This is a genomic window from Pseudomonas sp. GW821-FHT03C07 (assembly GCF_059420925.1).
This window is the reverse complement of sequence record NZ_JBWKUQ010000009.1, coordinates 100,472-124,653: the sequence shown is the minus strand read 5'-3', so window position 1 is coordinate 124,653 and position 24,182 is coordinate 100,472. Positions and strand designations below refer to the sequence as shown.

23 protein-coding genes are annotated in these 24,182 nt (G+C 62.0%); 8 read left to right on the top strand and 15 right to left on the bottom strand.

All coding sequences use genetic code 11. The annotated features are described in order from the left end of the window. Positions 1-194: 194 nt before the first annotated feature. Positions 195-1,655, top strand: a complete 1,461-nt coding sequence (gene mltF, locus AC07VG_RS18660; protein ID WP_494999315.1) for a membrane-bound lytic murein transglycosylase MltF — start codon at positions 195-197, stop codon at positions 1,653-1,655. A gap of 175 nt (positions 1,656-1,830) precedes the next feature. On the opposite strand, the gene pdxJ is transcribed toward mltF, so the two are convergent. The 9 genes from pdxJ to lptF form a co-directional block, all read right to left on the bottom strand. Then, positions 1,831-2,577 carry a pyridoxine 5'-phosphate synthase gene (gene pdxJ, locus AC07VG_RS18655; protein ID WP_494999314.1) on the bottom strand — a complete coding sequence of 249 codons (747 nt, stop codon included), beginning with the start codon at positions 2,575-2,577 and terminating at the stop codon, positions 1,831-1,833. Positions 2,578-2,734: 157 nt separating this feature from the next. Further along, positions 2,735-3,424, bottom strand: coding sequence for a DNA repair protein RecO (gene recO, locus AC07VG_RS18650; protein WP_494999313.1), 690 nt, complete (start codon positions 3,422-3,424; stop codon positions 2,735-2,737). A 153-nt stretch (positions 3,425-3,577) separates the two neighbouring features. Further along, the gene (gene era / locus AC07VG_RS18645) at positions 3,578-4,480 is read right to left on the bottom strand and encodes a GTPase Era (RefSeq protein ID WP_248794722.1); all 903 of its coding nucleotides are present in this window, start codon (positions 4,478-4,480) and stop codon (positions 3,578-3,580) included. Next, the gene (gene rnc / locus AC07VG_RS18640; protein WP_495021671.1) at positions 4,473-5,162 is read right to left on the bottom strand and encodes a ribonuclease III; all 690 of its coding nucleotides are present in this window, start codon (positions 5,160-5,162) and stop codon (positions 4,473-4,475) included. Before rnc ends, era begins: the two co-directional genes overlap by 8 nt. Next, complete coding sequence (locus tag AC07VG_RS18635; protein ID WP_494999868.1) at positions 5,159-5,536, bottom strand: DUF4845 domain-containing protein; 378 nt, start codon at positions 5,534-5,536, stop codon at positions 5,159-5,161. The genes rnc and AC07VG_RS18635 overlap by 4 nt, the downstream gene beginning before the upstream one ends. A 61-nt stretch (positions 5,537-5,597) precedes the next feature. Then, positions 5,598-6,452, bottom strand: coding sequence for a signal peptidase I (gene lepB, locus AC07VG_RS18630; RefSeq protein ID WP_494999311.1), 855 nt, complete (start codon positions 6,450-6,452; stop codon positions 5,598-5,600). A 5-nt stretch (positions 6,453-6,457) separates the two neighbouring features. Further along, a complete protein-coding gene (gene lepA / locus AC07VG_RS18625) occupies positions 6,458-8,257 on the bottom strand; it encodes a translation elongation factor 4 (RefSeq protein ID WP_494999310.1) in 1,800 nt (599 codons plus the stop codon). A gap of 170 nt (positions 8,258-8,427) precedes the next feature. Beyond that, complete coding sequence (lptG, locus tag AC07VG_RS18620; protein WP_494999309.1) at positions 8,428-9,489, bottom strand: LPS export ABC transporter permease LptG; 1,062 nt, start codon at positions 9,487-9,489, stop codon at positions 8,428-8,430. Next, on the bottom strand, positions 9,482-10,600 hold the full coding sequence (lptF, locus tag AC07VG_RS18615) for an LPS export ABC transporter permease LptF (RefSeq protein WP_494999308.1): 1,119 nt from the start codon (positions 10,598-10,600) through the stop codon (positions 9,482-9,484). The genes lptG and lptF overlap by 8 nt, the downstream gene beginning before the upstream one ends. A gap of 402 nt (positions 10,601-11,002) precedes the next feature. Between lptF and AC07VG_RS18610 the strand changes: the two genes are divergently transcribed. The 5 genes from AC07VG_RS18610 to rlmF all read left to right on the top strand — a co-directional run bounded on the left by AC07VG_RS18610 (position 11,003) and on the right by rlmF (position 17,859). Next, the gene (locus AC07VG_RS18610) at positions 11,003-12,493 is read left to right on the top strand and encodes a leucyl aminopeptidase (RefSeq protein ID WP_495021670.1); all 1,491 of its coding nucleotides are present in this window, start codon (positions 11,003-11,005) and stop codon (positions 12,491-12,493) included. A 57-nt stretch (positions 12,494-12,550) separates the two neighbouring features. Then, entirely contained in the window at positions 12,551-12,979 is a 429-nt protein-coding gene (locus tag AC07VG_RS18605; protein WP_495021669.1) for a DNA polymerase III subunit chi, read from the top strand. 8 nt (positions 12,980-12,987) lie between these two features. Then, positions 12,988-13,404 (top strand): DNA polymerase III subunit chi, encoded by a 417-nt coding sequence (locus tag AC07VG_RS18600; protein WP_494999305.1) that lies wholly within the window; start codon positions 12,988-12,990, stop codon positions 13,402-13,404. A 286-nt stretch (positions 13,405-13,690) separates the two neighbouring features. Next, positions 13,691-16,537: a valine--tRNA ligase gene (locus tag AC07VG_RS18595; RefSeq protein WP_495021668.1), complete on the top strand. Its 2,847-nt coding sequence runs from the start codon at positions 13,691-13,693 to the stop codon at positions 16,535-16,537. A gap of 293 nt (positions 16,538-16,830) precedes the next feature. Continuing rightward, positions 16,831-17,859, top strand: a complete 1,029-nt coding sequence (rlmF, locus tag AC07VG_RS18590) for a 23S rRNA (adenine(1618)-N(6))-methyltransferase RlmF (RefSeq protein WP_494999303.1) — start codon at positions 16,831-16,833, stop codon at positions 17,857-17,859. A 90-nt stretch (positions 17,860-17,949) separates the two neighbouring features. On the opposite strand, the gene AC07VG_RS18585 is transcribed toward rlmF, so the two are convergent. Further along, positions 17,950-18,231 (bottom strand): HU family DNA-binding protein, encoded by a 282-nt coding sequence (locus AC07VG_RS18585; RefSeq protein ID WP_040064476.1) that lies wholly within the window; start codon positions 18,229-18,231, stop codon positions 17,950-17,952. A gap of 389 nt (positions 18,232-18,620) precedes the next feature. Here AC07VG_RS18585 and yejK point away from each other — a divergent pair, with 389 nt between their 5' ends. After that, positions 18,621-19,628, top strand: a complete 1,008-nt coding sequence (gene yejK, locus AC07VG_RS18580) for a nucleoid-associated protein YejK (RefSeq protein WP_103497043.1) — start codon at positions 18,621-18,623, stop codon at positions 19,626-19,628. Between the two features lie 3 nt (positions 19,629-19,631). Continuing rightward, a complete protein-coding gene (locus AC07VG_RS18575) occupies positions 19,632-19,982 on the top strand; it encodes a glutaredoxin family protein (RefSeq protein WP_495021667.1) in 351 nt (116 codons plus the stop codon). Positions 19,983-20,097: 115 nt separating this feature from the next. On the opposite strand, the gene AC07VG_RS18570 is transcribed toward AC07VG_RS18575, so the two are convergent. The 5 genes from AC07VG_RS18570 to AC07VG_RS18550 all read right to left on the bottom strand — a co-directional run bounded on the left by AC07VG_RS18570 (position 20,098) and on the right by AC07VG_RS18550 (position 24,122). Continuing rightward, a complete protein-coding gene (locus AC07VG_RS18570) occupies positions 20,098-21,039 on the bottom strand; it encodes a glutathione S-transferase family protein (protein ID WP_495021666.1) in 942 nt (313 codons plus the stop codon). Positions 21,040-21,195: 156 nt separating this feature from the next. Further along, positions 21,196-21,546 carry a GIY-YIG nuclease family protein gene (locus AC07VG_RS18565; RefSeq protein ID WP_495021665.1) on the bottom strand — a complete coding sequence of 117 codons (351 nt, stop codon included), beginning with the start codon at positions 21,544-21,546 and terminating at the stop codon, positions 21,196-21,198. Positions 21,547-21,592: 46 nt separating this feature from the next. Beyond that, complete coding sequence (locus AC07VG_RS18560; RefSeq protein ID WP_494999299.1) at positions 21,593-22,063, bottom strand: nuclear transport factor 2 family protein; 471 nt, start codon at positions 22,061-22,063, stop codon at positions 21,593-21,595. 102 nt (positions 22,064-22,165) lie between these two features. Beyond that, positions 22,166-23,473, bottom strand: a complete 1,308-nt coding sequence (locus AC07VG_RS18555) for a CynX/NimT family MFS transporter (protein WP_495021664.1) — start codon at positions 23,471-23,473, stop codon at positions 22,166-22,168. Next, the gene (locus AC07VG_RS18550; RefSeq protein WP_494999297.1) at positions 23,463-24,122 is read right to left on the bottom strand and encodes a FadR/GntR family transcriptional regulator; all 660 of its coding nucleotides are present in this window, start codon (positions 24,120-24,122) and stop codon (positions 23,463-23,465) included. The genes AC07VG_RS18555 and AC07VG_RS18550 overlap by 11 nt, the downstream gene beginning before the upstream one ends. Positions 24,123-24,182 lie beyond the last annotated feature (60 nt).

Here is a 24,182-nt window from a genome sequence, read left to right as displayed (position 1 = left end):
ACGGCACATGCCTCTCAAGGTCTAATTACCCATTCATACAGGTCATTACCATTATTCATCAGCACTATTTTATAAAGTTCATACGCGCTCAAAAGCCCATTCCTACAGCCTCCAGCCATTCCCAGGGATAGCTAGCAGACCGGCGCGATTCTGTCGAGATATGGCGGCCGGGGTCCTTTGCGTATACTGCGCAGATGTTCTCCCCAACTGCTTTCCGCCCGCGCTGTGCCAGGTGGCTCATCGCAACCGGACTCTTCCTGATGCTCGGCGCCTGTGTTGATAAACCCAGCACACTCGAGCGCGTAAAGGAGGACGGCGTACTGCGGGTGATTACCCGCAACAGTCCGGCCACCTATTTCCAGGATCGCAACGGCGAGACCGGCTTCGAGTACGAGCTGGTCAAGCGCTTTGCCGATGACCTGGGGGTCAAGCTCGAGATCGAAACCGCCGACAATCTTGACGATCTGTTCAATCAACTGGGCAAACCCAACGGCCCGGTGCTGGCGGCCGCCGGCCTGGTGAGCAGCGACGAACGCAAGCTGCAGGCACGCTTTTCCCATCCGTACCTGGAAGTCACCCCGCAGATTGTCTACCGCAACGGCCAATCCCGCCCCACGACACCGGCGGACCTGGTGGGCAAACGCATCACGGTGCTCAAGGGCAGCAGCCATGCCGGACAACTCGCCGAGCTGAAAAAGCAGAATCCCGCGATCGAATACGAAGAGTCCGACGCGGTTGAAGTGGTCGACCTGCTGCGCATGGTCGACGAAGGTCAGATCGACCTGACCCTGGTGGATTCCAACGAAGTGGCGATGAACCAGGTCTACTTCCCCAATGTGCGGGTCGCCTTCGACCTCGGCGATGCCCGCAACCAGCGCTGGGCGGTGGCCCCGGGCGAAGACAACAGCCTGCTCAACGAGATCAACGCCTACCTCGACAAGGTGCAGCAGAACGGCACCTTGCAACGTCTGAAGGATCGCTATTACGGGCATGTCGATGTCCTCGGTTACGTCGGCGCCTATACCTTTGCCCAGCACTTGCAGCAACGCCTGCCCAAGTACGAGAAACATTTCCGCGCGTCGGCCAAGGAAGAAAAAGTCGACTGGCGGTTGCTGGCGGCCATCGGCTATCAGGAATCGCTGTGGCAGCCGGGGGTCACTTCCAAGACCGGCGTGCGCGGCCTGATGATGCTGACCCAGAGCACGGCCCAGGCCATGGGCGTGTCCAACCGCCTGGATGCGCGACAGAGCATCAGCGGCGGGGCCAAGTACCTGGCGTATATGAAGGATCAACTGGACGAGCAGATCGAAGAGCCGGACCGCACCTGGTTTGCCCTGGCGGCGTACAACGTCGGCAGCGGCCATCTGGACGACGCGCGCAAGCTGGCCGAGAAGGACGGCCTGAACCCGAACAAGTGGCTGGACGTGAAGAAGATGTTGCCGCGTCTGGCGCAGAAGCAGTGGTACAGCAAGACCCGCTACGGGTATGCGCGGGGCGGCGAACCGGTGCATTTCGTCGCCAACATCCGCCGTTACTACGACATCCTGACCTGGGTGACCCAGCCGCAGCTGGAAGGCAGCCAGGTGGCGGACAGCAACCTGCATGTGCCAGGCGTGGACAAGACCAAGCCGACCGAGCAGCCGTCACAGCTCTAAGCTGATGGGGGTATGGCCTGAGTTATTTGTGGTGTTCTTTCGGACCTCTTCGCGGGCAAGCTCCGCTCCCACAGGGGGGACGCGGTCAAACTGTGGGAGCGGAGCTTGCCCGCGAAGAGACCGGAACAGGCGCAACAGCACTTCAGGTTACGCCTCAAGATGACATACCCGGCAGTCAGGCCTTCGGCGCAGCCGCCAGGATCAGCGCTTTCATCTCCACCACCGCCGCCTTGAATCCGACGAACAGCGCATGCGCCACCAGCGCGTGACCGATGTTCAGTTCGTTGATCCCCGGGATCGCCGCCACCGCCTCGACGTTGTGGTAATGCAGGCCATGCCCGGCATTGACGATCAATCCCTGGGCCACACCGAATGCCACGCCATCGGCGATCCGCTTCAGCTCTTCGGCCACTTCCACCGGCGTCTGGGCATCGGCATAACGCCCGGTGTGCAGCTCGATAGCCGGCGCCCCGACACGCTTGGCCGCGGCGATCTGACGCTCATCAGCATCGATGAACAGCGACACTTCGCTGCCAATCTTGCTCAGGCGCTGCACCGCCGCCTTGATCCGTTCCTCCTGCCCCGCCACATCCAGGCCACCCTCGGTGGTCAGCTCCTGACGGGTTTCCGGTACCAGGCAGATATGCGCCGGACGAATGCGCTCGGCAAAAGCCATCATCTCGTCGGTCACGCCCATCTCGAAGTTCATCCGCGTCTGCAACACCTCCTTGAGCAGCAACACATCGCGCTCCTGGATATGCCGGCGGTCTTCACGCAGGTGCACGGTGATGCCGTCGGCGCCCGCCTCTTCGGCATCCAGCGCAGCCTTGACCGGATCGGGATAACGCGTGCCCCGGGCCTGGCGCAGGGTGGCGACGTGGTCGATGTTCACGCCGAGAAGGATACGAGTGCTGGTGCTCACGGAAAGACTCCTGAAGAGTGGAAGATTCGCTGCACAGCATACACGTCAGCCGTGGCTTGTACGGCCAGTTCTGTGTGTCGAATGTGGATGCCAGGAGGCCATGCCCTAACGCCGTCGACCGGCTGCTCCTACAACAGCATTAGGCCCTACCCGCCCCTCAGGGCTTGCGAAACAACTCGCGACTGACCAGCGGCTTGCCGCCCAGATGCACCGCCAGGGCTTGGCGCATCAGGCGTTTGGCCGCCGACAAGGCGCCCACCGCGGTCCAGTCGGCCTCGGCCATGGCCAGCAGCTCGGCGCCCTGGAACAGGCCCGGTTGCAACAGATAGACCCGCTCCAGGCCGGCATCGACTTGCAGGCGGTACAAGCCATCCGCCGCCAGCGGTTCACCGTGAATATCCAGGTCGAGGGAAAAGCCATAACCGAGGTCGTCCAGCAGCCGCCACTCAAAGGAGCGCAGCAGCGGTTCGAGGGGACGGCCTTCGGCCAGGGCCAGCAAGGTTGCGGCGTAATGCTCGAAGACCGCGGGGTGCGGATCTTCGGCGGGCAGTAGGCGGATCAACAGTTCATTGAGGTAGAGGCCGCTGAACAGGGCCTCGCCAACCAGCCAGGTGGAGACCCCGGCGCTTTCCATGCGGCCGACGTTCTTCAGCTCGCCGCGACCGCGAAACTCCACCTCGAGGGGCACGAAGGGCCGCGCCAGAGTCCCGGCCTTGCCCCGCGCGCTGCGCAGTACGGCACGCAGCCGGCCTTGCGGGGTGATGAAATCCACCAGCGCGCTGTTTTCGCGATAGGCGCGGGAGTGCAGGACGTAGGCGGGTTGGCCGGGAGGTGGCGTCGTGGACATGAAGACCCTGTAGGAGCGAGCTTGCTCGCGATGAACGTTAACGATAACGCGGGGCAATGCAAGAATCGCAGTGTTCTTGCGTTCATCGCGAGCAAGCTCGCTCCTACAGGGGTGAGGGATAGCGTTCCGCCTGGGAGCGCTCGAACAGCCTGGTTACAGGTCGCCGTAACCCAACGAACGCAGCGCACGCTCGTCATCGGACCAGCCGCCCTTCACCTTGACCCACAGGTTGAGCATGATCTTCGAATCGAACAGCAGCTCCATGTCCTTGCGCGCCTCGGTGCCGATACGCTTGATGCGCTCGCCCTTGTCACCAATGATGATCTTCTTCTGGCCGTCACGCTCGACGAGGATCAACGCATGGATGTGCAGGGTCTTGCCCTGCTGCTTGAATTCTTCGATTTCCACGGTGATCTGGTAAGGCAGCTCGGCGCCCATCTGCCGCATGATTTTCTCACGCACCAGTTCCGCCGCCAGGAATCGGCTGCTGCGGTCGGTGATCTGGTCTTCCGGGAAAAAGTGCTCGTTTTCCGGCAGGTGCGTGGCGATCAGGCTTTCCAGGTGCTCAAGGTTGTGCCCGTGCTGCGCCGAGATCGGCACGATCTGCGCCTTCGGCAACTGCTCCTGCAACCAGGTCAGGTGTGGCATCAGCTCGGCCTTGTCCTCGATCCGGTCGGTCTTGTTCAAGGCCACGATCACCGGGCCCTCAACGTACTGGATACGCTCCAGGACCATCTGGTCTTCGTCGGTCCAACGGGTGCGGTCAACCACGAAGATCACCACGTCGACGTCTTTCAACGCCGCCGAAGCGGTCTTGTTCATATAGCGGTTCAGGGCCTTTTCGCCGCCCTTGTGCATACCGGGGGTGTCGACATAGACCGCCTGCACGCTGCCTTCGGTCTTGATCCCGAGCATGTTGTGGCGAGTGGTCTGGGGCTTGCGCGAGGTGATCGCCAGTTTCTGCCCGAGGATATGGTTCAGCAGCGTGGACTTGCCCACGTTCGGCCGGCCGACGATGGCGACGTAGCCGCAGCGTGTTGCCGTTGAATCAGTCATTACCATTCTCCACGCCCAGGGCAATCAGTGCCGATGCCGCCGCTACCTGTTCGGCAATACGACGGCTCACGCCCTGTCCTCGGCTTTTTTCATTCAATAGGGTGATCTCGCACTCGACGAAGAACGTCCGGCAATGCGGCTCACCCTGGATATCCACCACTTCGTAACGCGGCAGGTCGCAGGCCCGGGATTGCAGAAACTCCTGCAGGCGGGTCTTGGGGTCCTTGTTGGTGTCCACCGGCGTCAGGCTGTCAAACTCCGAGGTCAGCCAGGCCAACACCCGGTCCCGTGCCGCTTCCATGCCGGCATCCAGGTAAATCGCACCAATCAGGGCTTCCAGGGCATCGGCGAGAATCGACTCGCGGCGGAAACCACCGCTTTTCAGCTCGCCGGAGCCCAGGCGCAGGTACTCGCCCAACTCGAAACCACGGGCCAGTATCGCCAGTGTTTCACCTTTCACCAGGCGCGCGCGTAAACGCGACAACTGGCCTTCGCGAGCCTGGGGGAAACGCTCGAACAGCGCCTCGCCCGCCACGAAGTTGAGAATGGCATCCCCGAGGAACTCCAGGCGCTCGTTGTTGCGCCCGGCAAAACTGCGGTGAGTCAGGGCCAGGAGCATCAACTCCTGATCCTTGAAGGTATAGCCGAGCTGGCGCTCGAGACGACTTAAAGACACGCTCACGGTTTGGCCACGCTGAATTCGTGGTCGAACTTGACCACCAGATCGATATTCTGGATCAGCGGGTCACGCTGCTCATATTTCAAGTGCGCGAGGAACCGGTTGTTTTCCAACGTCACGCTTAACACCTTGTTCAAATCCAAATCCTGAATACTGTTGACCTGCATGCCGCGGATAACATGGGTATAAAAGTCATTGACGGTGACGATATCCGCCGCCTTGTCGGTTTCCACCGACATGATGATTCTCTTCATCGACATATAGTCGAGGTAATGCGGGACCAGCTTCAACGCCACACTGGCGGCAAAGGCCACCACGGCCAGGGTCAGCAACCAGCCAAAAAACGACAGGCCTTCTTGCGAGCGAGCGGAGGTCATCTTCATGGTACTGCGGCACCTGAAAAAGCACTCGGCGCTGTGTTCACAGCGCCGGGTTTGGTTACTTGATCAGACCGACCCGGGAAAAATTCGGGAAGTGGCTGAGTTTCGGTTCGGGCCAGCTCATCCAGACCGCGAAGGCCTTGCCGACGATGTTCTCGTCGGGAACCATGCCCAGCAGCTCCTTGGGAATGCTTGGGTCATCCCAGTAGCGGCTGTCGTTGGAGTTGTCGCGGTTGTCACCCATCATGAAGTAGTGGCCTTGCGGAACCTTCCACTCGTGATCGGGCGGCGCGCGGTAACGGCCCATTTCCTTGCGGATCATGTGCTCGGCGGCGCCCAGTTGCTCTTTGTAGAGCTCGGCGCTGCCCAACATGCCCGGCTCGGCGCCAATCAGTTGCTCGGCCACCGACTGGCCATTGACGAACAGCTTCTTGTCACTGGTGTAGCGCACCACGTCGCCCGGCAGGCCGACTACACGCTTGATGTAGTTGACGTTGGGGTCGCTCGGGTAGCGGAACACCATCACATCGCCGCGCTGCGGATCACCGACCCGGATGACCTTCTGGTCGATCACCGGCAAGCGAATCCCGTAGGAAAACTTGTTCACCAGGATGAAGTCGCCGACATCCAGGGTCGGTTTCATCGAACCGGACGGAATCTGGAACGGTTCCACCAGGAACGAACGCAGTACCAGCACGATGAACAACACCGGGAAGAAGGATTTGCCGTATTCAACCAGCAAAGGTTCCTTGTTCAGCTTTTCGACCACATCGCCATCGGGCTGCGTCACGCTGCCCTGATAGGCCGCGATGGCGGAACGCCGACGAGGCGCCAGAAAGACCAGATCGAACAACGCCAAGGCACCACAAACGGCGACGGCGATGACCAGCAACAGCGGGAAATTTAGTGACATAGGACCTAACTATCCAACCTGAGCACTGCAAGGAAGGCTTCCTGTGGAATTTCCACGTTACCCACTTGCTTCATGCGTTTCTTACCGGCCTTTTGCTTTTCCAACAGCTTGCGCTTACGGCTGACGTCGCCGCCGTAGCATTTGGCCAGTACGTTCTTTCTGAGGGCCTTGACGGTTGTCCGCGCCACGATCTGCCCGCCAATGGCGGCCTGGATGGCAACGTCGAACATCTGACGAGGAATCAGTTCTTTCATCTTCTCGGTCAACGCACGACCTTTGTAATGCGCGTTATCACGATGCACGATCAGCGCCAGGGCGTCGACCTTTTCACCGTTGATCAGTACATCCAGCTTGACCAGGTTGGCCGACTGGTAACGATCAAAATGGTAGTCCAGCGAAGCATAGCCGCGACTGGTGGATTTGAGACGGTCAAAGAAGTCCAGGACCACTTCGTTCATCGGCAAATCGTAGGTCACTTGCACCTGTGAACCGAGGAACAGCATGTCGTGCTGGATGCCACGCTTCTCGATACACAGGGTAATGACGTTACCCAGGTGCTCCTGCGGTACAAGAATATTCGCCCGGACGATCGGTTCGCGCATATCCTCGATGGACGACAGGTCCGGCAGCTTCGACGGGTTGTCGACGTAAATGGTTTCGCCGGTCTTGAGCAGCAGCTCGAAGATTACCGTCGGCGCGGTGGTGATCAGGTCCAGGTCGTACTCGCGCTCCAGGCGCTCCTGGATGATCTCCATGTGCAGCATGCCGAGGAACCCGCAACGGAAACCGAAGCCCAGGGCGTCGGAACTTTCCGGGGTGTACTGCAGCGAGGAGTCGTTCAGCGTGAGCTTTTGCAGGGCTTCGCGGAAGTCTTCGAAATCGTCGGAGCTGACCGGAAACAGACCGGCGTAGACCTGCGGCTGGATGCGTTTGAAGCCCGGCAGCACGTCGACGTCAGGGGTGGTGCTCAGGGTCAGGGTGTCACCCACCGGCGCACCGTGGATGTCCTTGATACCGGCGATGATAAAGCCCACTTCGCCGGCCTTCAGGTCGACGGTGGCGGTGTGTTTCGGGTTGAACACGCCGACGCTGTCCACCAGGTGCATCTTGCCGGTGGACTTGACCAGGATCTTGTCGCCCTTGCGCACACGGCCGTGGCGCACGCGCACCAGGGACACGACGCCCAGGTAGTTGTCGAACCAGGAGTCGATGATCAACGCTTGCAGCGGATCTTCGATATTGCCGGTCGGCGCGGGAATGGTGGTCACCAGGCGTTCGAGCACTTCGTCGACACCCTGGCCGGTCTTGGCGCTGCAGGTGACGGCGTCGGTGGCGTCGATACCGATGATTTTCTCGATTTCTTCCTTCACGCGGTCCGGATCGGCCTGAGGCAGGTCGATCTTGTTCAGCACCGGCATGACTTCCAGGCCCTGCTCGATCGCGGTGTAGCAGTTGGCAACGGACTGGGCTTCGACGCCCTGGCCGGCGTCCACCACCAGCAGGGCACCTTCACAGGCGGCCAGGGAACGGCTGACTTCATAGGTGAAGTCGACGTGGCCGGGGGTGTCAATGAAGTTCAGCTGGTAGGTGATGCCGTCGCGAGCCTTGTAGTACAGGGTAACGCTATGGGCCTTGATGGTGATCCCGCGCTCGCGCTCGAGGTCCATGGAGTCCAGCACCTGCGCTTCCATTTCGCGCTCGGCAAGGCCGCCGCACATCTGGATGAAGCGATCGGCCAGAGTCGACTTGCCATGGTCAATGTGGGCGATGATGGAGAAATTGCGGATATGACTCAAATCACTCACGGATCAACACTCAAAAAGGTTGCAGGCAGACTGCCCGCCGAAAAATAGCCGGGAATTGTACCTGATGCGCGACCAAGGCGTCACGTGAACAGGCCGGGCGGCACGGACAAAAAAGCCTCGGTCGCTGGACAGAGGCTTTTCCGTGAATCATTTACCGCTCAATCGCTTCATCATCCGGCCCGACGCAACAGCCAGACACCGGCCACCGCACAGATCGCCGCCGGCACCACCACCGCCAGCAGCGGCGGGAAACCGAACACCAGGCTCGACGGCCCGAGCAAGTCCTGGGCGATGCGGAAGGTGAAGCCCACCAGCACGCCGGTGAACACCCGTTGCCCCAGGGTAACCGAACGCAGCGGGCCGAAGATGAAGGAAATCGCCATCAAGACCAGCGCCGCGGTCACCAGCGGTTGCAGGACCTTGACCCAGAACGCCAGCCAGTAACGACCGTTCGCCAGGCCCTGGTCCGCCAGGTAGTGGATGTAACTCCACAGGCCGCTGATCGACAGAGCCTCGGGCACCATCACCACGGTACTCAGCAGGTTCGGGCTCAAGGCCACGTCCCAGCGTTCTTCCGGCACATTGATCACTTCGGTGCGACCGTCACGGAAATAGGTGGTGGTGACGTCCGTCAGTTGCCAGAAATCCTTGTCGAAGTGGGCCTTCTTGGCAAAGCTCGACGAGAGTATGTGCCGCTCGCTGTCGAAGTGATAGCGGGTCACACCGTAAAGCAGGCCGTTGGGCTGCACGGCGTTGATATGGATGAACTCGTCACCCTGGCGATGCCACAGGCCGTTGCGCGAACTCTGCGCATCCCCCGACCCCTGGGCCAGGGCCTTGGCTGCCTGGGCCCGGCTCTCGGTGGCCGGGGCAACGTACTCGCCGACCAGCACGCCGACCAGCATCAGCACCAGCATCGGCTTCATCACCGCCCAGACGATACGCCCGACCGACACGCCCGCCGCGCGCATGATGGTCAATTCGCTGTTGCTGGCCAGGCTGCCAAGGCCGATCAGGCAACCGATCAGGCCGGCCATCGGCAACATGTCGTAGACCCGGCGCGGTGCCGTGAGCAGCACAAAGCTCAACACGTCGCCCAGGGTGTAGGTATCGGAGATGCTGCCCATCTCGTCGATAAAGGCAAACAGCGAGGCCAACCCGAGGATGATCCCCAGCACCGCGAGGATCGCCATGAACACACTGCTACCGATGTAGCGATCGAGCTTAACCACGAGCCATCTCCTTCACAGTGCGACGACTCGCCAGTTTCAACCGCAGGGGTTCCCAATACAGCAGCGCCAGGCCGATGGCCAGGAACAGGCCGTGCACCCACCACATGCCGAACAGCGGTGACAAGTTGCCTTTCTCCAGGGCGCCACGGGCCGAAATCAGCATGGTCAGGTAGGCCATATAAAGGAGGATCGCCGGCAGCAGCTTCAAGAAACGCCCCTGGCGCGGGTTGACCCGCGACAGCGGCACGGCCATCAGGGTCACGATAAACACCAGCAAGGGCAGCGAAAGGCGCCATTGCAACTCGGCGACAGCCTTCAGATCCGGGTTGCCGAACAGGCTCGAGGTCATCATCGCATCGCGGTCAGTGACTTCTTCGCTGATGTCGGGCTTGGGCAACATGACCCCATAGGTGTCGTACTTGATCGCCCGGTAATCAGCCATCCCCGGACTGCCGTCGTAGCGATAGCCGTTTTCGAGGATCAGGTAGCGATTGCCGTCCTTGCGCACTTCCTGGCGGCCCTTCTCGGCCACCAGCACCGAAATGCCCCGGTCCTTCTTGTTCACGCCAAAACGTTTTTCCGAGATGAACACACCGCCCAGGTTCGCCCGATCATCGGACAGCTGCTCGGTATAGGTGACCCGCGAGCCATCGTTGAGCTCCTGGAAGCGGCCGGGCACCAGGGTGTCGAACTCGGTCATCGCATCCTGCTGGTTGAGCAGCAACTGGAATTGCAGGGCGCCCTTGGGCGCCAGGCTCAGGCTGATCCAGGCGACGAGCAGCGCCACCAACAGGGCCGGCGCCATGGTCATGCCCAGCAGGCGTTGCTGGCTCATGCCGGTGGCGGACAGCACGGTCATCTCGCTTTCGAGATAGAGCCGACCGTAGGCCAGCAAAATCCCGAGAAACAGCCCCAGCGGCAGGATCAGCTGGAGGAAACCGGGCAGGCGAAAGCCCATGATCAGGAACAGCGAGCCTGGATCCAATTGACCCGAGGCGGCCTGAGCCAGGAACTTGACGAAGCGCCCGCTCATGGTGATGACCAGCAGCACGGCGCTGACCGCACTCAAGGTGATCAATACTTCACGGGACAGATAACGAAAAACAATCAAACCAGACACTCCAGGGTTGTCAGGCTAAGGTGGCCGAACAAGCAAACATAGGCACCGACAGAGGGCTCGCCGCGGCGGGCCATCTAAAAAGAGGCGCATTATCCTGTGATTGCTCCCGGCTGTCACTGCGCACTTGCCTACAGCCCCCTCCTTCTGTAGAGCGAGCTTGCTCGCGATGGTCGTCAACGATAACGCGGGAAGCCTGATACCCCTCGCCGTCTGGGCCACCATCGCGAGCAAGCTCGCTCCTACAGTGCCATAACGGATCGGTATTGGGACTTGCCCCCGGCCAGCGCCGAGGTTCAAACTGCGGCCTTTGCCGAAGGCCACGCCATTGCGTCGCCCTGCCCCGGCGCAGAGCTGTCTCTGCGCCCTTTGACCTAAATATTCAGGGACCTGGACATGGAACTGGTTGTAAAAAGCGTCAGCCCAGAAACGTTGAAAACCGCCACCCTGGTACTCGCCGTCGGCGAAGGCCGCACACTCGGCACAGTCGCCAGCAAAATCGATGAGCTCAGCGGCGGCGCCATCAGCGCCATCCTCAAGCGCGGCGATCTGGCGGGCAAGGTCGGCCAGAGCCTGTTGCTGCAAAGCCTGCCCAACCTCAAGGCCGAACGCGTGCTGCTGGTGGGCGTGGGTAAGGACGCCGAACTCGGCGACCGCCCTTTTCGCAAGGCCGTTGCTTCCATCCTCGCCACCCTCAAGGGCCTGGGCGGCAGCGACGCCGTGCTCGCCCTCGACGAAGTCGTGGTCAAGGGGCGTGACAGCTACGGCAAGACCCGCCTGCTGGCCGAAAGCCTGCTGGATGGCGAATACAGCTTCGACCAGTTCAAGAGCCAGAAAGCCGAACCCCGCGCGCTGAAGAAAATCACCCTGGTAACCATCAAGGCCGCGCAAGCCGAAGTTGAGCGCGCCGTCAGCCACGCCCGCGCCATCGCTGGCGGCATGGCCTTCACCCGCGACCTGGGCAACCTGCCACCGAACATCTGCCACCCGAGCTACCTCGCCGAACAAGCGAAGAACCTCGGCAAGGCCAACAAAGGCCTGAAGGTCGAGGTCCTTGACGAGAAAAAGATCAAGGAACTGGGCATGGGCTCGTTCTACGCCGTGGGCCAGGGCAGCGACCAGCCGCCACGCCTGATCGTCATGCAATACAACGGCGGCAAGAAATCCGAGAAGCCGTTCGCCCTGGTTGGCAAGGGCATCACCTTCGACACCGGCGGCATCAGCCTCAAGCCGGGCCTGGGCATGGACGAGATGAAATACGACATGGGCGGTGCCGCCAGCGTATTCGGTACCCTGCACGCCGTGCTCGCCCTGCAACTGCCGATCAACCTGGTGTGCATCCTGGCCTGTGCCGAGAACATGCCGAGCGGCAGCGCGACCCGCCCGGGCGACATCGTCACCACCCTCAGCGGCCAGACCGTGGAAATCCTCAACACCGACGCCGAAGGCCGCCTGGTGCTGTGCGATGCGCTGACCTACGCCGAACGTTTCAAGCCCCAGGCGGTGATCGATATCGCCACCCTGACCGGCGCTTGCGTCGTCGCCCTCGGCGCCCACACCTCGGGCCTGCTGGGCAACAACGACGAGCTGATCGAGCAACTGCTCAGCGCTGGTCGCCAGGCCGATGACCGTGCCTGGCAACTGCCGCTGTTCGATGAGTACCAGGAACAGCTGGACAGCCCGTTTGCCGACATCGCCAACATCGGCGGGCCGAAAGCCGGGACCATCACCGCGGCCTGCTTCCTGTCGCGCTTCACCAAGCAGTTCAACTGGGCCCACCTGGACATCGCCGGCACCGCCTGGACCAGCGGCGGCAAGGACAAGGGCGCCACTGGCCGTCCGGTGCCCCTGCTGACCCAGTACCTGCTGGACCGCGCCAAGGCCTGAACCTGAGCCTGCCGGGCGGCGTCGGTCAATGACGTCGCCCGGAATCCGGAATCCCCTATGACCCAAGTCGACTTCTATATCCTTCCCAGCGCGGACCCTTCGGCGCGCCTGGACTTTGCCTGCAAGCTGAGTGAAAAGGCCTGGCGCCTGGGGCACAAGGTCTACCTGCATTGCAGCGACAGTGCCCAGCGCGATGACCTGGATGCCCGTCTGTGGCAGTTCAAGGGCGAAAGCTTCATTCCCCACGGCCCGGCGGAAAGCGAGCCGGACGGCCGCGTGGTCCTGGGGCTGGGCGATGACCCCGGCGTTCATCAGGACCTGCTGGTGAACCTCGATACCAAGGTGCCACCCTTTGCTTCGCGGTTTGCCCGCGTGGCGGAAGTGGTGGTGGAAGACCCGGCGATTCGTCAAGCGGCGCGGGAGAGTTTCCGCTTCTACCGCGAACAGGGCTATCCTCTGCAAGATCACCGGCTACAGCGACTTTGAGCACCCCGATGGACACTCCAAAACACCCCCAAAAAGCCGCGCCCCTGCTGGACGAGCTCGAATCGATCCGCAAGCTGCTGGGCGACGACACCCTGCAACCGCCACTGCTGACCGAGACAGTCGCCAGCGAAGGGCAGATCCCCCTGTTGTTCGACATGGTGGGTAATAAAGCCAAGGTCGAGGTGCAGCCCGAGGCGGTTGCCACGCCGGTGGTCGAGCCCAAACCGGCACCGCCAGTCGTCGCGGCGGAACCTGCCAGACAGAAGAACCAGGACGCCCTGCTGCACCTGGACAGCGAACTGCGCGCCGCCGCGCAATTGATCATGCAGGACGTGATCGACGACTTCGCCCCGCATATCGAAACCGAGATCAAGCGCCGCCTGGATGCCCGTATGGAACGCCTGCTCAGCCAATATCCTTCCTGACGCGCCGCCCCAAGACCGCTATTGCCACATAGCCCGGGCCCGACACGCCCCCTGTAGGAGCCCGGCTTGCCGGCGATGAGGCCCATAAGCCCTGCATCGACCTTGCGAACGCCATCGCCGGCAAGCCGGCGCCTACACCGGAGCGCATTTCAACGCAAAATACCGTCAGGCCCCACGCCGGCGGGCATTTTTGTGCCGCCAGCGCTCACCTCGCTCTACGCCCCGCGCCATATCCTCGTTATACTTGTCGGCTTTCCTGAATTAATGCCTAAGGGTCCCGCCGCGCATGGATAAGACCTACCAGCCGCACGCCATTGAAACTTCCTGGTACCAGACCTGGGAGTCCGAGAATTATTTCGCCCCGCAAGGTAGCGGCGACGCCTACACCATCATGATCCCGCCGCCGAACGTCACCGGCAGCCTGCATATGGGCCACGGTTTCAATAACGCGATCATGGACGCCCTGATCCGTTTCCGCCGCATGCAGGGTCGCAACACCCTGTGGCAGCCGGGCACCGACCACGCCGGGATCGCCACGCAGATGCTGGTGGAACGCCAACTCGAAGCCCAGGGCCAGAATCGCCACGACCTGGGCCGCGAGAAGTTCCTGGAAAAGGTCTGGGAATGGAAGGATCAATCCGGTGGCAATATCAGCCGGCAGATCCGCCGCTTGGGTTCGTCCGTGGACTGGAGCCGCGAGCGCTTCACCATGGACGACGGTCTCTCGGAAGCGGTCAAGGAAGCCTTCGTGCGCCTGCACGAAGATGGCCTGATCTATCGCGGCAAGCGCCTGGTCAACTGGGACACCAAGCTGCACACGGCGATTTCCGACCTCGAAGTGGAAAACCACGACGAGAAAGGTTTCCTCTGGAACCTGCGTTATCCACTGGCTGACGGTGCCAAGACCGCCGACGGCCTGGGCTACCTGATCGTCGCCACCACCCGTCCGGAAACCATGCTCGGCGACTCGGCCGTGGCGGTAAACCCGGAAGACGAACGCTACAAGGCGCTGATCGGCAAGTTTGTCGAGCTGCCGCTGGTCGGCCGCCGCATTCCGATCATCGCCGACGACTATTGCGATCCTGAATTCGGCACCGGCTGCGTGAAAATCACCCCGGCCCACGATTTCAACGACTACGAAGTCGGCAAGCGCCACAACCTGCCGCTGCTGAACATCTTCGACAAGAACGCCGCCATCCTGCCGGCCTGCCAGGCGTTCAACCTCGACGGCACGCTGAACGACAGCATCGACGGCAAGATCCCGACGCAATACGTCGGCCTCGACCGTTTCGAAGCACGCAAACAGATCGTTGCCGCCTTCGAGGCCGCCGACCTGCTGGTCAGCGTTGACGACCACGGCCTGAAAGTGCCGAAGGGCGACCGCTCCGGGACCATCATCGAGCCGTGGCTGACCGACCAGTGGTACGTGTCGACCAAGCCGTTGGCCGAGCCGGCCATTGCCGCCGTGGAAGACGGCCGCATCGCTTTCGTGCCCAAGCAATACGAAAACATGTACTTCTCCTGGATGCGCGATATCCAGGACTGGTGCATCAGCCGCCAGCTGTGGTGGGGCCACCGGATTCCGGCCTGGTACGACGAGTCGGGCAAGGTCTATGTCGGTCGCGACGAAGCCGAAGTGCGGGCCAAGCACCACCTCGGCCCGGAGATTGCGCTGCAACAGGACAACGATGTCCTCGACACCTGGTTCAGTTCGGGCCTGTGGACCTTCTCCACCCTGGGCTGGCCGGAGCAGACCGACTTCCTCAAGACCTTCCACCCCACCGACGTGCTGGTGACCGGTTTCGACATCATTTTCTTCTGGGTCGCCCGGATGATCATGCTGACCATGCACCTGGTGAAGAACGAGGACGGCACCCCGCAGGTACCGTTCAAGACCGTCTACGTCCATGGCCTGGTGCGTGACGGCCAGGGCCAGAAGATGTCCAAGTCCAAGGGCAACGTCCTTGACCCGTTGGATATCATCGACGGTATCGAACTCGAAGCTCTGGTGCAGAAGCGCACCACCGGCCTGATGCAGCCCAAGCTGCAGAAAGCCATCGAGAAGCAGACCCGCGCCGAGTTCGCCGAAGGCATCGCCAGCTATGGCACCGATGCCCTGCGCTTCACCTTCTGCTCGCTGGCCTCCACCGGTCGCGACATCAAGTTCGACATGGGCCGCGTCGAAGGCTATCGCAACTTCTGCAACAAGATCTGGAACGCCGCGCGCTACGTGCTGGACAAGGGCGAAGACTGCGGCCAGAACGGCGAAGCCTTTGAACTGTCCCTGGCCGACCGCTGGATCATCTCGCAGTTGCAGCGCACCGAAGCCGAAGTGACCCGCCAGCTCGAGCAGTTCCGTTTCGACCTGGCCGCCCAGGCCTTGTACGAGTTCATCTGGAACCAGTATTGCGACTGGTACCTGGAACTGTCCAAGCCGGTGCTGTGGGACGACAATGCGCCGGTCGAACGCCAGCGCGGTACCCGTCGCACCCTGGTGCGCGTGCTGGAAGTGGCCCTGCGCCTGGCGCATCCGTTCATGCCGTTCATCACCGAGGAAATCTGGCAGCGCCTGGCGCCGCTGGTCGGTGCCGAAGGCAAAACCATCATGCTGCAACCGTGGCCGGTGGCGAACGAAGCGCGGATCGACCCGGGTGCCGAGGACGATATCGAATGGCTCAAGGGCCTGATGCTTGGCGTGCGTAACATCCGCGCCGAGATGAATATCGGCCCGGGCAAGCCACTGGCGTTGTTCCTGAAGAATGTCAGTGCCCAGGACCAGCGGCGCCTGAGCGAGAACGAGCAGTTGCTGAAAAAGCTGGCCAAGCTCGAATCGATCACCGTGCTGGCGGCTGGCGACGAAGCACCACTGTCCGCTACCGCACTGGTTGGCGAGATGGAAGTGCTGGTGCCGATGGCCGGGCTGATCGACAAGGGCGCCGAACTGGCGCGCCTGGACAAGGAAATCCAGCGTCTGCAAGGCGAAGTGCAGCGGGTCGGCGGCAAGCTGTCGAATGCCGCCTTCGTCGACAAGGCTCCGGCCGAAGTCATCGAGAAGGAACGCGCCAAGCTGGCCGAGGCCGAACAGGCCCTGGGCAAGCTGGCCGAGCAACATGCGCGGATTGCCAGCTTGTAAGCGTGGCGATCGACTGAAAAAGGGAGGCCCTCGGGCCTCCCTTTTTCATGCCCGCCGCATTCTTCCAAACACCACAGAACCTTGTAGGAGCCGGCTTGCCGGCGATGGCGTCCGATCAGACAGCGCAAGGCTTGCGGGCCTCATCGCCGGCAAGCCAGCTCCTACAGGTTTGCGTCGCCCTCAAAGCAGAGGATCGGCATTGGAGCGTGTTCGACCGAATGCCCTGCGCGTCAGCCCCGATGAATATGGGACAATACCCGCCATTCCGAGCCCTACCCGAATCGACTCTGCCCATGACCGCCCCGAGCCACCCCAAAGCCCCACGCAAGAAGCCCAAGCCCGCGACCCCGGCCAAGGCCGTCGAGCCGCGGGAAAAAGCCAGCCTGCACCCGCGCAATCGCCATCAGGGCCGCTACGACTTCCCGCAGTTGATCAAGAGCAGCCCCGAACTGGGCAAGTTCGTGGTCCTCAACCCGTATGGCAAGGAAAGCATCGACTTCGCCGACCCGGCCGCCGTGCGCGTGTTCAACCGCGCCCTGCTCAAGAACTTCTACGGCATTGCCCACTGGGACATCCCGGCGGACTTTCTCTGTCCGCCAGTGCCAGGCCGGGCCGACTACGTGCACTTCCTCGCCGACCTGCTGGCCGAAGGCAATGACGGCGTGATCCCCAAGGGCACGGCCGTGCGCGTGCTGGATATCGGCGTCGGCGCCAACTGCATCTATCCACTGATCGGCCACAGCGACTACCGCTGGCAGTTTCTCGGTTCGGACATCAACCCCACCGCCCTGGCCGCGGCCAAGGCCATCGTCCAGTCCAACGGCCTGAACAAGGCGATCAACCTGCGCCTGCAAGGCAATCCGAAGCACATCCTCACTGGCCTGCTGGAAAGCACCGAGTCTTTCGACCTGACAATGTGCAACCCGCCGTTCCACACCTCCCTGGACGAAGCGCAAAACGGCAGCCGACGCAAATGGCGCGCCCTGGGCAAGGCCGATCCGCAGCGCAAGCTGCCAGTGCTGAACTTCGGCGGACAAGCATCCGAACTATGGTGTGAAGGCGGTGAAGCACGCTTCGTGACCCAACTGATCGCCGAAAGCGCAGCCCTGGGCCGACAGGTGCTGTGGTTCAGCACCCTGGTGTCCAAGGCCTCCAACCTGCCGACCATCGAAAACGCGCTGAAAAAGGCCGGTGCCCGGCACAGCCAGGTGGTGGAAATGTCCCAGGGGCAGAAACAGAGCCGTTTCGTCGCCTGGACCTTCCAGGATCAGGCGCAGCGCCAAACGTGGCGCCAGGAGCGCTGGAACCGGCTTAACGGTTGAGGCGCGGCACCCTGCCAAGCTTCCGGCACGTTTCCACAGGCGAAAAAAAACCGTGCCCGGATAGACTCCGAGGCACGGCTTCAGTGCATCTTACTTGTTTACAGCGTCGGTCAGAACCTTGGCCACAACCAGCTTGATCACTTTCTTGGCAGGGATTTCGATGGCAGCGCCAGTCGACGGGTTACGGCCGGTACGGGCAGGACGCTCGGTCACTTTCAGTTTGCCAACGCCTGGCAGAGTGATTTCGCCGCCGTTTTCCAATTGATCAGCAACGATCTGGGCCAGTTGGTCCAGAGCGGCACGCGCGGTGGTTTTCGGCGCGTCGATAGCTTCGGCGATATCGGCGATCAGTTGGTCTTTGGTAATAGCCATTGAGATGTTCCTTCCCTATCAAATTCATTTGGATTGCAGAGTGCAGTGTCAGCCATCGAGCCAGCCTTGTGCCCCCCCGCTGACAGCCACGACGAATCGCAGATGTAGATAGCAGAATTGGGGTTTGGTTCGACGTGACACCTGCTGAATGCACGCTTTGCGCCGTTACCGAGCGCAAGACCGGGCAAAACTAGCACAGAGACGGGGAAATATCCGCCTCTACCTAGCCATTTGGTCAGCTTTTGCGCTCGTTTTCGAAAAAAAAGCTGTCTGAAACCGCTCATACCGCCAGAACCACCGTGCAAAGGCGGATTCAACCCGTGGGTGCGGTACACTGGGCGCTTTTCCGGGGAGCTCGCCTTCCCCCTGACAAATCAGCCGAGAGACCTATGCCGATCCGTCATTGCATCGTCCACCTGATCGACAAAAAACCCGACGGCAGCCCTGCGGTCCTGCATGCCCGTGACTCCGAACTGGCCGAATCCCAGGCCATCGAGCACATGCTTGCCGACCTCAACGAAAGCTACAACGCCAAGCAGGGCAAAGCCTGGGGCTTTTTCCATGCCGAGTCCGGCGCGCATCCGTTCAGCGGCTGGCTGAAGGAATACCTGGACGGAGGCAAGGACTTCACCGCGTTCAGCCGGATTGCCGTCGAACATCTGCAAAAGCTGATGGAGGAGTCCAACCTCTCGGTCGGTGGCCATGTGCTGTTCGCGCACTACCAGCAAGGCATGACCGACTACCTGGCGATCGCCCTGCTGCACCACAGCGAAGGCGTGGCGGTGAACGCCGAGCTGGACGTGACCCCCTCCCGTCACCTGGACCTGGGGCAATTGCACCTGGCGGCGCGGATCAACGTCTCCGAATGGCAGAACAACAAGCAGTCGAAACAGTACATTTCCTTTATCAAAGGCAAGAACGGGAAAAAGGTTTCGGAATATTTCCGCGACTTTATCGGCTGTCAGGAAGGCGTCGATGGTCCGGGCGAGACCCGCACCCTGCTCAAGGCCTTCAGCGACTTCGTTGAAAGCGAAGACCTGCCCGAGGAGGATGCCCGGGAAAAAACCAAAACCTTGGTGGACTACGCCAGCAGCCAGGCAAAAATGGGCGAACCCATGGGCCTGGAAGAGCTTTCCGGGCTGATCGACGAGGACCGTCCACGGGCGTTCTACGAACATATCCGCAACAAGGACTACGGCCTCTCGCCGGAGATCCCGGCGGATAAACGCACCCTGAACCAGTTCCGCCGTTTCACCGGGCGCGCCGAAGGCCTGTCCATCAGCTTCGAGGCGCACTTGCTGGGTTCGAAGATCGAGTATGACGAAGAAGCCGGGACCCTGATCATCAAGGGCCTGCCGACCCAGTTGACCGATCAGCTCAAGCGCCGCAAGGACTGAGTCATGCTCTCAGGTATGCTGAAGAAGGTCCTGCTGATCCTGTTGGTGGTGGTGGTCTATCAGAACTGGGGCAAGATCGAGCGGGTATTCAATCCCGGGCAGGTCGTCTCAGAACAGACCCGGGCCAAGGCTCGGGTGGTGCTCTACGCCACCGACTGGTGTGGCTACTGCAAGCAGATCCGGCGTTTTCTCGACCAGAAAGGCATTCCCTACCAGGAATTCGATATCGAGAAAAACGCCGCCGCGCGCAAGACCTACCAGGCCCTGGGCGGCGCGGGGATCCCGATGCTCGACGTGAACGGCAGCTTGATCCGCCGCTATGAGCCGGACGCGATCCTCGCCGCACTGAAATAACCACAGCCGAACACGGACCCTGTAGGAACCGGCTTGCCAGCGATGGCGTGCGCAAGATCGATGCACGGCCCAAGGGCCTCATCGCTGGCAAGCCCGCTCAGGGGTTGCGCTGTTTTCAAGCCTTTAGCACTTCAATCCTGAAGCCGAGCCGTGGGAAGTGCACATGCACCAGGCCCGCGCGCTCATCCTCGCGCCGCACGATCAACTCTTCGCGACCGGCAAACACCAGCTCGCCCGCCACCGGATCGACGCCATAGTCGGTCGCCGCGACGATCACCGACTGACCGGCGACAAAACCGTTCGGATCGTTGAACAGCTCATCAGGCAGCGCTGCCGGCGTCGACTCCCGCGCCACCTGCAAGGCCTGCTCGGCGGTCATATCACTCGGTGCGCCATGCCCGAACGCCATGACCCGGGCGAACCAGGCAGCCACCGCCGGATAGGCATCCACCAGCGGCGCGGTCACCGGCGTCGCCTTGAGGAACCACAGCGGATGAGCCATGGCGATATCGGCAATCGACGGCTCGCCGAACAGGAAGTCGCCCTCCTCATGCTGCAGTTGCTGCTCCAGCCGCGCCATGAACACCGGCCACTGGTGCTTGGCCACCTCCAGTGGGACCTTCGCCATCGAGCCGCCACTGAACAGACCGCTGCGGTCGATCATGAAGCCCTTGATCTGCTCCGGGGACAAGCGGGCAAAGCGCACCGCCACCGACTCGGGCTGGAACACCAGGCTGACCGCATGGCTGAACACCACCGAATCGGCCCAGGCGGCAAAAGTTGCCGCGACCATTTCCAGGCTCTGGGGGAACAGCCGCGGCGTGGCCTTTTCCTGCTCCAGGCGGCGGGCGATCAAGGCGGTGTCACAGTAGATATCGGCACCGACCTGCAACACCGGGGTTTTCCGGTAGCCACCGGTCAGCGCGGTCAGGTCGGGCTTGGGCATCACCGGCGGAATGAGCACCGAGCGCCAAGAAAGCCCTTTGAACCCCAACAGCAAGCGGGCCTTTTCGGCAAAGGGAGAGGTCGGGTAGTGATGAAGAATCAACTCAGACATGCTGGAGTCCGCCGGGCCAATAAGAACCTGCAGCTTAGCCTGCAAATCGTGGGCGGCCTACCCAGCCAGCCTGATGCCGTCTCATCAACGCTATCAATTACCTGGGCGCGGAAAGGCACCCTGGCAGGAGTTGAACCTAGTGGTGGAGAGCGCGTATCACAAAGGAGAGGGTGGCAGTCCGAGCCTGAAAGGATCGATAGCCTCCAGACTGAACCCCGCCGCCAGGGCTTCCTTGGCACTCTTGCGCAACTTCTTGATCAGGCGTTCCTGGCGCAGGGCATCGCCCTTGTCGCGACAGGCCTCCACATACACCAGCGCGACCGCCGGGCTGGAGTGGAAGAAGCGCGCGCCCTTGCCACTTTGATGCGAGGCAAACCGCCGCTGCGGGTCATCGCTGATTCCGCAATACAGCGAGCCATTGGCGGCGCGCACCAGATAGACAAACCAGGGTTTGCCCGCAGGCGCTGCCGGCTCGGTTTCGGCACTGGGCGTTTCGCTGATGTTCACGTGGCAAAGGGCTTGATCGCTGACGGGGCCGCGATCTTAGCAGAACCTAGCGGCTCGCCTGGAAGGCCTTCAAGCCTTTCAGCGCCTGGGCCCGCACGGCGTTCCTGACCAAGGGTGTCCAGCCCAGCAGCAAGCCCTTGGTCCCCAGCGCCTGCCGCGACCAGCGCCACAGGTCGAAGCTGTCATGGTGCTCGCAAATCTTGCCGTCGCGAAACACAAACCGCGCATTGATATCGTTGACCACGGTATTGCCGGTCTGGCTGAACAGGTAGGTCGCAACCCAATGGGCGCCACCGCTGCGCTCGTCGGCACGGACATTGTCGAAGGTCAGGGAAAAGTCCTTGGCCCGGCTGGCCAGCATGCGCCACATATCGCCGGCATCACGGCCACGCAACTCGCCGAACGCCGGATCACTGAACAGCACATCCTCGGTGTAACAGGCACTCATGGCCTCGGCATCCAGCCGCTGGAACGCTTTATAGAACTCAGTAATCAACGCGCTGTGGGCATCACTCATGAACGGGCTCCGTGCAGGTAAAAGGCTCGCCTGCACGATAGTCTGCAAATGCCTGGCTGACTATCGGCATTCGCGATCCGAATGCCGCGAGTGTGGGGTGATTCAGAGCTTTTCGCTGGTCACCTGTACATAACGCGCCCGACCGGCACCGAGGCCGAAGACGATGGCGCCCAGGCCGATCACGCCGAAGATCCAGCCCAGCGCCTCCCAGCCACCGGTGAGGTCATGCACCAGCCCGACCGCGAACGGCCCCATCGATGCCAGGGTGTAACCGATGCCCTGGGCCATGCCCGACAGGTTCGCCGCCACATGGGCATCGCGCGAGCGCAACACGATAAGAGTCAGCGCCAGGCTGAAAGTCCCGCCCTGCCCCAGGCCAAGCAGGATCGCCCAGCCCCAGAGCCCTTCGAGCGGCGCATACAGGCAACCGAACAGGCCGCCCAGGGTCAGCACCATCACCACGACAATCGCCAGCCGTTGATCCTTGCCTCGTGTTGCCAACCAGGGCGTCGCCAATGAACTGATCAGTTGGATCAGAATCGATCCGGACAGCACGATCCCCGCCTGGGTGGCGCTCAGGCCGCGTCCGACCAGCACCGAGGGCAACCAGCCGAAAACGATATAGGCCAGGGACGATTGCAGGCCCATGTACAGGGTGACCTGCCAGGCCAGAGGATCGCGCAGCAAACCGCGTACACGGTAAGCCACGTGATGGGCAGCGTGTTTCTGCCCCACTTGCGGCAACCAGAAAGTCGCCGCCAGCAGCGCGGGCACGACCCAGAAACCCAGGCCGATCGACCAGTTCCCGGCAAAGTGTTGGCTCAGCGGCACCGTGGCCCCCGCCGCCAGGGCCGCGCCCAGACACAGGGCCATGGTGTAGACGCCGGTCATGGTCCCGGCCTGCTTGGCGAAGTCGCGCTTGACGATGCCGGGCAACAGCACACCGATCACCCCGATGCTCGCGCCAGCCAGCACACTGCCGGCAAACAGGCCGAACTCGCCCAGCGAACTGCGCAGGATGATCCCGCCGGCCAGGGTCAGGAGAATCCCCAGCACCACTCGCTCACTGCCGAAACGCCGGGCCAGCAGCGGTGCCAGGGGCGCGGCCAGGCCGAGGCAGAGCACCGGCAAGGTGGTCAACAGACCGGCCTTGGCCGCCGACAAACCCAGCCCGCGGGACACATCGCCGAGCAACGGCGCCATGCTCGACAACGCCGGACGCAGGTTCAGCGCCACCAGCACCAGGCCCAGCAGCAACAGCCAGGGCCGGCGCAACACTGGCGGTTGCTGCTGGACCAGGTCGTCATCGGCCTCGGCGTCGATCAGCAGTCGGTCGAGCTCAACCGGCCGCGAGGCGGCGCCGGGTTCGGCAGGAGAACGGGACACGGGGCTCTCGCTTTCAAGGTTCATTGATCAAGCTCCGGCACAGGGCCTTGGCGCGCTCGGGGTCCTGTTGCTGCACGGCTTCGAGCAGGGCCACATGCAGGTCGAACACCGATTGGCGACGGGGGGTGATATCCAGGGTCTGGCGCAGGGCGCTGGCGATCACGCTGGAAAAGTAGCGATACAGCTCGCTGAGCATCGGGTTGTGCGCGGCGTCGATCAGGCGCTGGTGAAACACCAGGTCACAGCTGATGTAGCTATCAAGATCGCCGTGATAGTGGTCGCCGCTGGTGTGCAGAGCCTCGCGCAGACCCTTGAGATCCTCCTCGGTCCGCCGCAGGGCCGCCAGGCCAACAGCTTCGACCTCGAAGCTGTGCCGGGTCTCACGGGCCTGGTCGAGGGAACAGCGCGACAACGCCTGCAGGGTCATCAGTGGATCGATGGTCGCCCGCAGGTAGCTGCCGTCGCCCTGGCGAATCTCGATCAACCCGGAAAACGCCAACACCCGCAGGGCTTCACGCATGGTGTTGCGACTGATGCCCAGCTCCGCGGCCAGTTCCGGCTCGGTGGGCAGGCGCTCGCCCACGGCCCAGGTGCCACGGGTAATACGTTCGCGCAATTGCTCCAGGGCCTGGTCGACCAGGGAGCGTTTGATAAGGGGAATGCTTTGAGACATGGAAACAACCCTAACATCCAATCATAGGATGAATTACCCAAGAGGCTACTCCAAACCTGA

Coding starts and splice junctions, on each gene's coding strand:
- AC07VG_RS18560 (WP_494999299.1), bottom strand. CDS start 22,063: ATGAGTGATGCCCACAGCGCGTTGATTACTGAGTTCTATAAAGCGTTC.
- rlmF (WP_494999303.1), top strand. CDS start 16,831: ATGACCGCCCCGAGCCACCCCAAAGCCCCACGCAAGAAGCCCAAGCCC.
- AC07VG_RS18600 (WP_494999305.1), top strand. CDS start 12,988: ATGGACACTCCAAAACACCCCCAAAAAGCCGCGCCCCTGCTGGACGAG.
- AC07VG_RS18555 (WP_495021664.1), bottom strand. CDS start 23,473: ATGAACCTTGAAAGCGAGAGCCCCGTGTCCCGTTCTCCTGCCGAACCC.
- AC07VG_RS18585 (WP_040064476.1), bottom strand. CDS start 18,231: ATGGCTATTACCAAAGACCAACTGATCGCCGATATCGCCGAAGCTATC.
- AC07VG_RS18570 (WP_495021666.1), bottom strand. CDS start 21,039: ATGTCTGAGTTGATTCTTCATCACTACCCGACCTCTCCCTTTGCCGAA.
- AC07VG_RS18550 (WP_494999297.1), bottom strand. CDS start 24,122: ATGTCTCAAAGCATTCCCCTTATCAAACGCTCCCTGGTCGACCAGGCC.
- mltF (WP_494999315.1), top strand. CDS start 195: ATGTTCTCCCCAACTGCTTTCCGCCCGCGCTGTGCCAGGTGGCTCATC.
- yejK (WP_103497043.1), top strand. CDS start 18,621: ATGCCGATCCGTCATTGCATCGTCCACCTGATCGACAAAAAACCCGAC.
- AC07VG_RS18635 (WP_494999868.1), bottom strand. CDS start 5,536: ATGACCTCCGCTCGCTCGCAAGAAGGCCTGTCGTTTTTTGGCTGGTTG.
- recO (WP_494999313.1), bottom strand. CDS start 3,424: ATGTCCACGACGCCACCTCCCGGCCAACCCGCCTACGTCCTGCACTCC.
- lepB (WP_494999311.1), bottom strand. CDS start 6,452: ATGTCACTAAATTTCCCGCTGTTGCTGGTCATCGCCGTCGCCGTTTGT.
- AC07VG_RS18575 (WP_495021667.1), top strand. CDS start 19,632: ATGCTCTCAGGTATGCTGAAGAAGGTCCTGCTGATCCTGTTGGTGGTG.
- era (WP_248794722.1), bottom strand. CDS start 4,480: ATGACTGATTCAACGGCAACACGCTGCGGCTACGTCGCCATCGTCGGC.
- AC07VG_RS18605 (WP_495021669.1), top strand. CDS start 12,551: ATGACCCAAGTCGACTTCTATATCCTTCCCAGCGCGGACCCTTCGGCG.
- AC07VG_RS18610 (WP_495021670.1), top strand. CDS start 11,003: ATGGAACTGGTTGTAAAAAGCGTCAGCCCAGAAACGTTGAAAACCGCC.
- AC07VG_RS18595 (WP_495021668.1), top strand. CDS start 13,691: ATGGATAAGACCTACCAGCCGCACGCCATTGAAACTTCCTGGTACCAG.